The organism is Spirillospora sp. NPDC046719, from assembly GCF_040645715.1.
Taxonomy (GTDB): domain Bacteria; phylum Actinomycetota; class Actinomycetes; order Streptosporangiales; family Streptosporangiaceae; genus Spirillospora.
Genome location: NZ_JBEYYT010000395.1, coordinates 1 through 8,833 on the forward strand (window position 1 = coordinate 1; position 8,833 = coordinate 8,833).

11 protein-coding genes are annotated in these 8,833 nt (G+C 72.8%); 3 read left to right on the top strand and 8 right to left on the bottom strand.

The window, feature by feature from the left end:
- From ABZ914_RS40465 to ABZ914_RS40475, 3 genes are all read left to right on the top strand, one after another.
- Positions 1–1,133, top strand: a 1,133-nt coding sequence (locus tag ABZ914_RS40465; RefSeq protein WP_500199884.1) for an MmgE/PrpD family protein, incomplete at its 5' end; no start/stop codon positions are given.
- Between the two features lie 53 nt (positions 1,134–1,186).
- Positions 1,187–1,873 carry a TetR/AcrR family transcriptional regulator gene (locus tag ABZ914_RS40470; protein WP_500199886.1) on the top strand — a complete coding sequence of 229 codons (687 nt, stop codon included), beginning with the start codon at positions 1,187–1,189 and terminating at the stop codon, positions 1,871–1,873.
- Positions 1,874–1,995: 122 nt separating this feature from the next.
- A complete protein-coding gene (locus ABZ914_RS40475; protein WP_500199888.1) occupies positions 1,996–2,526 on the top strand; it encodes a hypothetical protein in 531 nt (176 codons plus the stop codon).
- Positions 2,527–2,536: 10 nt separating this feature from the next.
- Here the strand turns inward: ABZ914_RS40475 and ABZ914_RS40480 are convergent, their stop codons facing one another.
- The 8 genes from ABZ914_RS40480 to ureB all read right to left on the bottom strand — a co-directional run bounded on the left by ABZ914_RS40480 (position 2,537) and on the right by ureB (position 8,614).
- Positions 2,537–3,310: a methyltransferase domain-containing protein gene (locus ABZ914_RS40480; protein ID WP_500199890.1), complete on the bottom strand. Its 774-nt coding sequence runs from the start codon at positions 3,308–3,310 to the stop codon at positions 2,537–2,539.
- 51 nt (positions 3,311–3,361) lie between these two features.
- Entirely contained in the window at positions 3,362–3,484 is a 123-nt protein-coding gene (locus ABZ914_RS40485; protein WP_500199892.1) for a hypothetical protein, read from the bottom strand.
- Positions 3,485–3,507: 23 nt separating this feature from the next.
- Complete coding sequence (gene ureC, locus ABZ914_RS40490; protein WP_500199894.1) at positions 3,508–5,229, bottom strand: urease subunit alpha; 1,722 nt, start codon at positions 5,227–5,229, stop codon at positions 3,508–3,510.
- Positions 5,230–5,332: 103 nt separating this feature from the next.
- Positions 5,333–5,641, bottom strand: coding sequence for an urease subunit gamma (locus tag ABZ914_RS40495; protein ID WP_500199896.1), 309 nt, complete (start codon positions 5,639–5,641; stop codon positions 5,333–5,335).
- A gap of 257 nt (positions 5,642–5,898) precedes the next feature.
- A complete protein-coding gene (locus tag ABZ914_RS40500; protein WP_500199897.1) occupies positions 5,899–6,888 on the bottom strand; it encodes an urease accessory protein UreD in 990 nt (329 codons plus the stop codon).
- Entirely contained in the window at positions 6,870–7,505 is a 636-nt protein-coding gene (ureG, locus tag ABZ914_RS40505) for an urease accessory protein UreG (protein ID WP_500199899.1), read from the bottom strand. The genes ABZ914_RS40500 and ureG overlap by 19 nt, the downstream gene beginning before the upstream one ends.
- Positions 7,506–7,530: 25 nt before the next feature.
- Entirely contained in the window at positions 7,531–8,238 is a 708-nt protein-coding gene (locus tag ABZ914_RS40510) for an urease accessory protein UreF (RefSeq protein ID WP_500199900.1), read from the bottom strand.
- The gene (ureB, locus tag ABZ914_RS40515) at positions 8,216–8,614 is read right to left on the bottom strand and encodes an urease subunit beta (protein WP_433135858.1); all 399 of its coding nucleotides are present in this window, start codon (positions 8,612–8,614) and stop codon (positions 8,216–8,218) included. The genes ABZ914_RS40510 and ureB overlap by 23 nt, the downstream gene beginning before the upstream one ends.
- Positions 8,615–8,833: the final 219 nt, after the last annotated feature.

Here is an 8,833-nt window from a genome sequence, read left to right on the forward strand (position 1 = left end):
CCGAGGTCGGGGGCGGCGGCGGGCTGGCCGTGACCGGCCTCCCGGGGCGGCACTCCCTCCGCACGGCCGTGCTGGTGGAGGCCACCCTCGCGCACCTGGACGAGTACGACGCCTTCCACCCGTCCGCCGCCGTGGTGCCGTCCGCCGTCACCGTCCCGGCCGCGCTCGCGGTCGCCGACCGGGAGGGGCTGCCGGGCCGGGCCGTCGCCGACGCGGTGATCGCCGGATACGAGGCGGTCGTGGAGGCGGGGACGCGCTTCGGCGGGCCCCGGCTGTACGAGCGGGCCTGGTGGCCCACCGCCCTGCTCGGCGCGCTCGGCGCGGCCGCGGCGACGGCGTCGCTGCTCGCGCTGGACGAGGAGCGCACGACCACCGCGCTCGGCATCGCCGCCGCCGGCTCCAGCGGCCTGCTCGGCGCGGACGTCCTCGGCACGGGCCACTACGCCCTCGTCGGACGGGCCGCCGCGGACGGCGTCGAGGCCGCCTACCTGGCCCGCGCCGGAGCCACCGCGAGCGGGACCGTCCTCGACGGGCCGGCCGCCGCCGCGCTCGGCGCGCCCCCGCTCCCCGCGACGGACTCGGCCCGCCCCCACCTGGACGGCTGCTCGTTCAAGGCGTATCCGTGCGCCCGTCCGCTGCACGCGGCGCTCGACGCGCTGGCCGCCCTCGCGCGGGAGGGCGTCCCGCTCGGCTCGGCCCGGCGGTTCGAGATCGATGTGCCGGGGCCGATGCTGCGGTTCGTCAGCGACGACCGGGAGCCGCCCGGCCCCACCGAGGCGGCGGCCAGCGCCGCGTTCGCCGTGGCCGCCTTCCTCGCAGGCGCCGCCGACGACGTCGCGTCCTACCGCGGTCCGCTCCCGCCCGGCGCCCCCGAGGTTGTGCTCCGCGCCGCACCCGACCTCGACCGCCACCTTCCGGAGCACTGGAGCGCCCGCGTGACCGTCCGCCTCCCCGACGGCGGGCTCGTCCGGAAGGAGGTGCGCGACCCGGTGGAACCGTCCCGGGAAACGATCATCGCCAAGTTCCGCCGCCAGCTCGGACCCGGCGCCGGCGCGCGGATCGCCCCCTGCCTCGCCCTGGACGAGGCGCCCCGCGCGAGCGTGCTGCGCGAGCCCGCCGAAAGCCCGTACTAAAATCCGTATGCTGTACCGGACAACCGTTCTCAGCTAGCGGAGGGGCGAGCGACATGGCCCGTACTCGGGCGCGCAAGGGCGGCCGCACGCTCAGTCTGGACGACATCGTCCAGACTGCGCTGCGCATCGCGGACGGCGAGGGCCTGGACGAACTGACGATACGGCGCATCGCCGCCGAGCTCGGCGTCGGCGCCATGACCCTCTACGGGTACGTGCGCAGCAAGGAGGAGATCCTCGACGCCATGGCCGACCACGTGCTCGGCGGCATCCGGATCCCCGAGGCCGACACCGCCGACCCGGCCGCCGTGCTCCGCGCCGCCGCGACCGGCTTCCTCGCCATGATGCGCGAGCACCCCAGCATCGTGCAGCTGATGACCAGCCGCGTCACCGGGAGCATCCACTCCATGGAGGGCGGGATGGAGGGCGTCATCGCCCGCTTCCTGGAGGCCGGCCTGTCCCCCGAGCTGGCCGTCCGCTGCTACTCCTTCCTCATCACCTACGCGCTGGGGTTCGCCGGTTACCAGCGCCCCCGCCCGTGGGGGCGCCTGGACGACCCCGAGAGCGCGGAGCTGCGCCGGCAGCGCAAGCACTTCTACGCCTCCCTGCCGGCCGAGAAGTTCCCGAGCGTCGTCGCGATCGCGGACGACCTGGTCGACCTGCCGGCCGACTCCCAGTTCGACTTCGGCGTCGACTGCTTCATCGCCACCGTCGTCGCCGAACTCCGCCGCTCGCCCGACTGACCGGACGCGGTCCAGGCCATGCGGACGAATCCTGACGCGGAGGACGAGCGGGCGCGCGACGGACGTCCCGGGTTCTCCGCGTTCCGCTGCCGCCGGGGCGCGTCGTGTGCTGATCATTGCGGATGGTCAGCCGATTCCAGCACGCCCACGCGAAGGCGGCGCCCTTCCGAGCCGCGGCGCTGGGCGCCGCCCTGCTCGCCCTCGCCGCCTGCGGCTCCGAGAACCCCCCACGCGAGTGCCCGCTGGTCTTCTCGCCGACGGGCATCGGCGTCGACATCGCCGCTCCGGACGCCTCCCGCGTCGCGTCCGCGTCGTTGCGCGTGTGCTGGAACGGGACATGCGTCACGAAGCGGCTCGTGCTGCAACCCTCCTCGACGAGCGTCCCGCTGGGATGCCACGGCACCGGTCCCGACGCCGTCTGCGGCGCGTCCGCCTCACCCGACGGCGGCCGCCACGGATTCGCCGACATCGCGGACCTGCCGAAATCACCCGTCCAGGTAACGCTCACCCTGCGCGACCGGCACCACCGCGCGTTCGTCGACCAGGAACTCGTCGTCACTCCGAAGGCCACCCTTCACGACGGCCCGCAGTGCGGCACGGAAGGCGTCCAAGCCGCACTGACCGTGAAGAACGGCAAAGCCACCGCCCGCTGACGAGCCCGGGTCAGCGGCGGGTGGCGGTGGTGACGAAGAGGGGGAGGGCGAAGAACAGGCGGCCGCGGCGGCCGCGTTCGCGCTGCTCGGCGACCCAGGTCTCGGCCTGCGCGTCGCTGATCGCCCCGGCCGAGCGCGCCCCTTCGGCGAGGTCGGCCAGGGCGGGCACCATCGCCGCGTCGGTGAAGACCTTCGTGCGGACCTCGACGGCGACGTCGGTGAAGCCCGCGTCGAGGAGGAGGTTGCGGCTGCGGCGGACGACGCGGGGCGTGCGGATCCGGTCGGCGCGAGCGTGCACGATGGTGCGGGTGAGCGCCTCGTCGTCCGCGTCGATGACGAAGGTGTCCCAGTCCTGCCCGATCAGCACGAGGCGCCCGCCGGGGGCGAGGACGCGCCGCGCCTCGCCGATCGCGCGGGCGGGGTCGTCCAGGACGTGGTACACCTTCTCGGCGCGGTAGCCGTGCAGCTCGCCGTCGGCGAAGGGCAGTTCGTAGGCGCTCGCCACGCGGAACTCCGCGGCGGGCCAGCGCTCGCCGGCCACCGCGACCATCCGTTCGTCGAGGTCGACGCCGACGGCCCGCGCGCCCCGCTCGGTCATCTCGGCGACCGCGCGGCCGGAACCGCATCCCACGTCGACCACCGCCGCGTCCGGCGCGACGCCGAGCAACTCGTAGGAACGCGCGCGCAGTTCGCTCGCGCCGGGGATGGAGTCGCCGATGTCGAGCAGGGCGATGAGCGCGTCGGTCTCGGCGCTGGTGCGGCCTGTCGTCTTCTTCTGGTCCATGCGCGGGATCCTGCGGCTTCAAGTGCACTTGAAGTCAAGCGCACTCGGGGATCAGGCCGCGACGGCGTCGCCGGTCGTCTGCTGGGCGAGGGCTTCGAGTTCGGCGACGGCCCGGTCGGCGGCGGTTTCGGCGGCCGGCCGCTGCGCCCCGCTCCGGCAGGACGGGTCGTTCACGATGGGGTCGCGCGGCGGCCCGGTCAGGTGAGGAAGAACAGGCGGTTGAGGGGGAGTTCGTGCGCGGGTTCGATGTGGGCGGGCTCGCCGTTCACCGAGACCTTGTAGGTCTCCGGGTCGACCGCGATGTCGGCGACCGTCGAGTTGCGGACCATGTGGCGCTTGTCGACCGTCCGGCACTGGCGGATCGGCCGGACGAGCCGCCGCAGGCCCAGCCTCTCGGGCACGCCCGCCTCGATGCCGGCCTGGGACATGAAGGTCACGCACGTGCCCGACAGCGCGGCGGAGTGGGTGCCGAAGGTGGGCCGATAGTAGACGGGCTGCGGCGTCGGCAAGGACGCGTTCGGGTCGCCCATCTGGAACCAGTTGACCATGCCGCCCTTGACCACCATGAAGGGCTTGGCGCCGAAGGAGTGAGGCTGCCACAGCACCACGTCGGCGAGCTTGCCGTCCTCCAGCGAGCCGATCTCGTCGGCCATGCCGCTGGCGCGGGCGGGGTTGATGGTGAGCTTGGCCAGGTAGCGCAGGACCCGGAAGTTGTCGTTGCGGGACGAGTCCTCCGGGAGAGCGCCGCGCTTGTCCTTGTTGTGGTGCGCGATCTGGAATGCGCGGGTGACCGATTCGCCGACCCGGCCCATCGCCTGCGAGTCCGACCCGATGATGCTGATGATGCCGAGGTCGTGCAGCACGGTCTCGGCGGAGATCGTCTCGCCGCGCACCCGGCTGTCGGCGAACGCCACGTCCTCGGGCACGTCGTAGCTGAGGTGATGGCAGACCATCGTCATGTCGAGGAGCTCGTCGACGGAGTTGGTGGTGTAGGGCAGCGTCGGGTTGGTCGAGGCGGGCAGGATGTTCGGTTCGCCGGTCACCCGCAGGATGTCGGGGGCGTGCCCGCCGCCCGCGCCCTCGGAGTGGTAGGTGTGGATCGAGCGGCCGTTGATCGTGTTGATGGTGTCCTCGACGAAGCCCGCCTCGTTGAGGGTGTCGGTGTGGATCGCGATCTGGACGTCGTAGGCGTCGGCGACGGACAGGGACGTGTCGATGACGGCGGGGGTGGTCCCCCAGTCCTCGTGGACCTTCAGCCCGGCCGCTCCGGCGCGGATCTGCTCCTCCAGCGGCGCGGGCAGGCTGCTGTTGCCCTTGCCGTAGACCCCGACGTTGACGGGGATGTCCTCGTAGGCCTGGAGGATGCGCGACAGGTTCCAGGCGCCGGGGGTGCAGGTGGTGCCGCGGGTGCCGTCCGCGGGGCCGGTGCCGCCGCCGACCAGGGTGGTGATCCCGTTGCTCAGCGCGTGGGCCGCCTGCTCGGGCGCGATGAAGTGCACGTGGGTGTCGATCGCGCCGGGCGTGGCCACGAGGTTCTCCCCGGAGATCACCTCGGTGTCGGCGCTGATGATCAGGCGCCGGTCCACGCCGTTCTGGGTGTGCGGGTTGCCGGACTTGCCGATCCCGACGATCCGGCCGTCCTTGATACCGATGTCGCCCTTGACGATGCCGATCATCGGGTCCATCACCACGGCGTTGGTGATCACCAGGTCGAGCGCCACCGTGCCGGTGGACGCGGGATCGCTCGACATGCCGTCGCGGACGGTCTTCCCGCCGCCGTACTGGGTCTCGTCGCCGTAATGCCCCTCGTTATGGTCCTTCTCGACCTCGACGACGAGGTTGGTGTCGCCGAGGTGGAATCGGTCCCCCACCGTCGGGCCGTACATCGACGCGTACTTCTGCCGACTCATGGAGGTCATTCGATACTCACCTTTCCTAAGCAATTCGCTTTCGTCCGCCCTTTTGCTTTCGCGCGCGCCGCGGCACGGCACGATCGCGGCGGACGGCCGGGGATCCGCGGGGCTATTCCGCTCCGATGGGGTCGTGGCAGGAGATCAGCTTGGTGCCGTCGTCGAAGACGGCCTCGACCTGCAGCAGCGGCAGCATCTCGCGCACTCCGGGCAGCACCTTGTCGGGCCCCAGCACCTGCTTGCCCAGCTCCATGCAGTCGGCGACGGACCTGCCGTCGCGGGCGGCTTCGACGACCTCGTGGGTGATCAGCGCCACCGCCTCGCTGTAGTTCAGCTTCACCCCGCGGTCGCGCCGCTTGATGGCCATCTGCGCGACGGTGAAGATGACCAGGCGGTCCATCTCGCGTGGCGTGAGATTCATCCGCGATCCTTTCGACAAAATGGACAGGAGGACCGGAGCGGCGGCGCCGACGTCGCAGGGGCATGAGGCTCGGCCGATACGTCCAGCGAACCGAGGCGAAAGGGCGACCCGATATCCTGATCTCCGTTATCCCGCACCGGAAAGCCAAGAGCGCTCCATGACTCCTCAATGATCAAGGCTCCCCGGTGCGACCGCCGTTCCGCGGCCCCGTCATCGCCGCCGGGGACGGCGGCGGGCGCATGGGCGGCGCGCCACGGTCAGCGGCCCATGGGGTGTTCCGGAGCGGGGACGTCGAGCAGCAGCCCGCGCACCGCCCCCCAGGTGCGGGCGAAGGCCGCTTCGACCTCCGGAGACCGGTCGCCGAGCATCCGGGCCCACGCCCCGCAGCCGCCCGGCAGCACGCTCGCGCCGCCGCGCAGCCCCGTGCCGGCGATCGCGGCATGCATGGCGTCGGCGACCTCGCTCGCCCGTGCCATCTCGGTGACGACGTACAGGGTGGCCATCACCCCGAAATCGGCCATCACGGCGGGACCGGTCACCGCGCGCTCGCCGGGCACGAGCCGGAGGGGATCGGCGAACAGCAGCCGGCCACGGCCGTCCCGGACTTCCAGGTCCGTGCAGTAGGCGGCGTAGGCGTGCCGCTCCCCGCGCGCGAGCCGTCCCGCCATCAGCTTCTCGCCCAGGACGACGGTCGCGCGGGTGCCGACGGTGACGTTCATCTGCTGGTAGAACCGTGAGCCGCCGAACGGGATCGTGGTCGCGGGCAGGTACTCGACGTAGCTGTCGGGCCCGGCGTCCAGTTCGACGACCTGGGTGGCGTAGTCGTGTTCCATCCGGTACAGGCGCGTGGCGGTCTGAGTGGTGAAATGCGCCGACGTCCCCGGCCCGCACTCCAGCCCGATGCGGTACCGGTCGCCCTGCAGAACCCCGCCCCCGGACGACAGGAACATGACGTACGGCATGTCGGGCAGCGCGGCGTCCAGGAACAGCGGACGCGCGATGTGCAGCGGCGCCTTCTGGAACCGGCGGGTCAGCTCGGTCCGCCCGCCCGCCAGCGCGAACCCGAGCTCCAGCACGCCGACCTTGCCCGCCGCGCCGACCGGCAGGGTGTCGGGCGTCGCGGCGTACCGGGCCACCTCCGGCGGCACCCGCTCCGGAGCGCAGTGCGCCGGGGTCGTCCGGTCGGGCCGGACCGGACCGGCCGGCCCCGTCGCCGGTCCCCCGGAGATCATCCCGCCGGTGAGCACAGCGCCTCCCGGCGTCCGAGGACGAAGTCCGCGACCTCGGGGACGCCGGTTCCGGTGAGGCAGTCGGTCAGGATGACCGGGCCGTCGCCGCGCACCGCGCGCGCGTCGCGCTCCATGACCGACAGGTCGGTGCGCACGTACCGCGCGATGTCGATCTTGTTGATGACCAGGAGGTCGGAGTCGGTGGTGCCCGGGCCGCGCTTGCGCGGCATCTTCTCCCCTTCGGCGGTGTCCAGGACGAACACGTAGACGTCGGCCAGGGCCGGGCTGAAGGTGAGGGTCAGGTTGTCCCCGCCGCTCTCGAACAGCAGCACGTCGATGTCGGGGAAGCGGTCGAGCAGCTCGGCCGCCGCGGCCAGGTTCATCGTCGGGTCGTCGCGGACGGCGGTGTGCGGGCAGGACCCGGTCTCCACGCCGACGACCCGCTCGGCGTCCAGCGTCCCGGCGAGCGTCCGGCGGACGTGCTCGGCGTCCTCCTGCGTGTAGATGTCGTTGGTGATCACGGCGGGGCGGTGGCCCCGGGCGACCAGGAGCGGCACCAGCGCCTCGATGAGGGCGGTCTTCCCCGACCCCACCGGCCCGCCGACGCCGACCTTGTACACCTCTTCCAGTTGCATGTCGTCCCTCCGGACGTCGATCGGGTCAGGTGACGAACAGGCGCGCTTCGGCCCGTTCGTGCTCGGCGGCGGTGGCGTCCGCAGCCGGGACCGAGGCGTGCAAGTCCCGCGGGTCCCGGACGGCCAGCGCCGCGTCCGCCGCCGCGACCAGCTCCGGCCGGACCTCGCGCAGCAGCGCCTGCGCCCGCCGGAAGTCGATCCGGCCCAGCCGCACCGCCGCCGCCGCGCAGCCCGCCGCGAACGCGTACAGGTCACCGGCCACGGCGTCGCGGACCGGAACGCCGAGCCCGGCGAGCACGGTGCCCACGACGACCGCGTGGTTGCCCGGCGCCGTGCCTTCGACGACCAAGCGCGCCAGCCGGGCCGCCGTGGCCGAGTCGAACGCGGGTGCGGCGGTGTCCAGCACCTGCCGTCCGGTGCGGACGGAGGCCGTCCGCTGCTCCCGGTTGAGCTTGATCGCGTAGAGCCGGCGATCGGCCTCCACCAGCGCGTCCCAGTCATCGGCGGTCACCGCCCGGTGCGCGAGCACCAGCGCCGCCGCGTCGGCGGTCCCGGCCGCCCGCACCAGGTCGCGTACCAGGTCGTACAGGTCGTCCGCGCCGACGGCACGGAGCTGGAAATGGCCTTCCACGCCGTGCGACAGGGTGTAGAGGCCGCTGGGGAATCCCGAGTCGGTCAGCTGCAACTGCGCCAGCAGCGGCTCCAGCGCCTCAGTGCTCGCCGGTCGACGCACCGTGCGCCCCGGTGTCGGCGTATCCCCGCGCGTGCAGCCGGACGCGCGCCTCCCTGCGCGCGGCCGAGGAGCGGACGCTTCCGTCCAGCAGGCCGCCGAACCCGACGATGCGCAGCCCGCCGCCGTACTCGACGAGCCGCACCTCCTTGGTGTCACCGGCCTCGAACCGCACCGCCGTACCCGCCGGAATGTCGAGCCGCATTCCGAAGCTCTTGTCGCGGTCGAAGCTCATCGCCCGGTTGACCTCGAAGAAATGGAAATGCGAGCCGATCTGGACGGCCCGGTCACCGGTGTTGTGCACGGTCAGCGTCTCCCGGCGCTGACCGGCGTTGAGCTCGATCTCCCCGTCCCCGAACATGTAACCGCCCTCAGCCATGCGCGGTCCCCTCCCCCGGTGTCGTCGTCGTGAATTCAGGAAATTCGTCGTGACGGTGCGCTGCGCCTTCCTCACCGTTCCCGTGCCCGTGCCCGTGCCCGTGCCCGTGCCCATGCCCGTGGCCGTGGTGGGCGGCCGCGGCGAGGCCGTCGTCGCGGTCCCGGCGCCACCGGCGCTCCGCCTCGGCCGCGCGGTCGCGGACCCGCGCCGCGATCGCCG

What these genes read in the sequence shown, in the direction of transcription:
- ABZ914_RS40470 (WP_500199886.1), top strand. Translation starts at nt 1,187, where the DNA reads ATGGCCCGTACTCGGGCGCGCAAGGGCGGCCGCACGCTCAGTCTGGAC.
- ABZ914_RS40475 (WP_500199888.1), top strand. Translation starts at nt 1,996, where the DNA reads ATGGTCAGCCGATTCCAGCACGCCCACGCGAAGGCGGCGCCCTTCCGA.
- ABZ914_RS40480 (WP_500199890.1), bottom strand. Translation starts at nt 3,310, where the DNA reads ATGGACCAGAAGAAGACGACAGGCCGCACCAGCGCCGAGACCGACGCG.
- ureC (WP_500199894.1), bottom strand. Translation starts at nt 5,229, where the DNA reads ATGACCTCCATGAGTCGGCAGAAGTACGCGTCGATGTACGGCCCGACG.
- ABZ914_RS40495 (WP_500199896.1), bottom strand. Translation starts at nt 5,641, where the DNA reads ATGAATCTCACGCCACGCGAGATGGACCGCCTGGTCATCTTCACCGTC.
- ureG (WP_500199899.1), bottom strand. Translation starts at nt 7,505, where the DNA reads ATGCAACTGGAAGAGGTGTACAAGGTCGGCGTCGGCGGGCCGGTGGGG.
- ureB (WP_433135858.1), bottom strand. Translation starts at nt 8,614, where the DNA reads ATGGCTGAGGGCGGTTACATGTTCGGGGACGGGGAGATCGAGCTCAAC.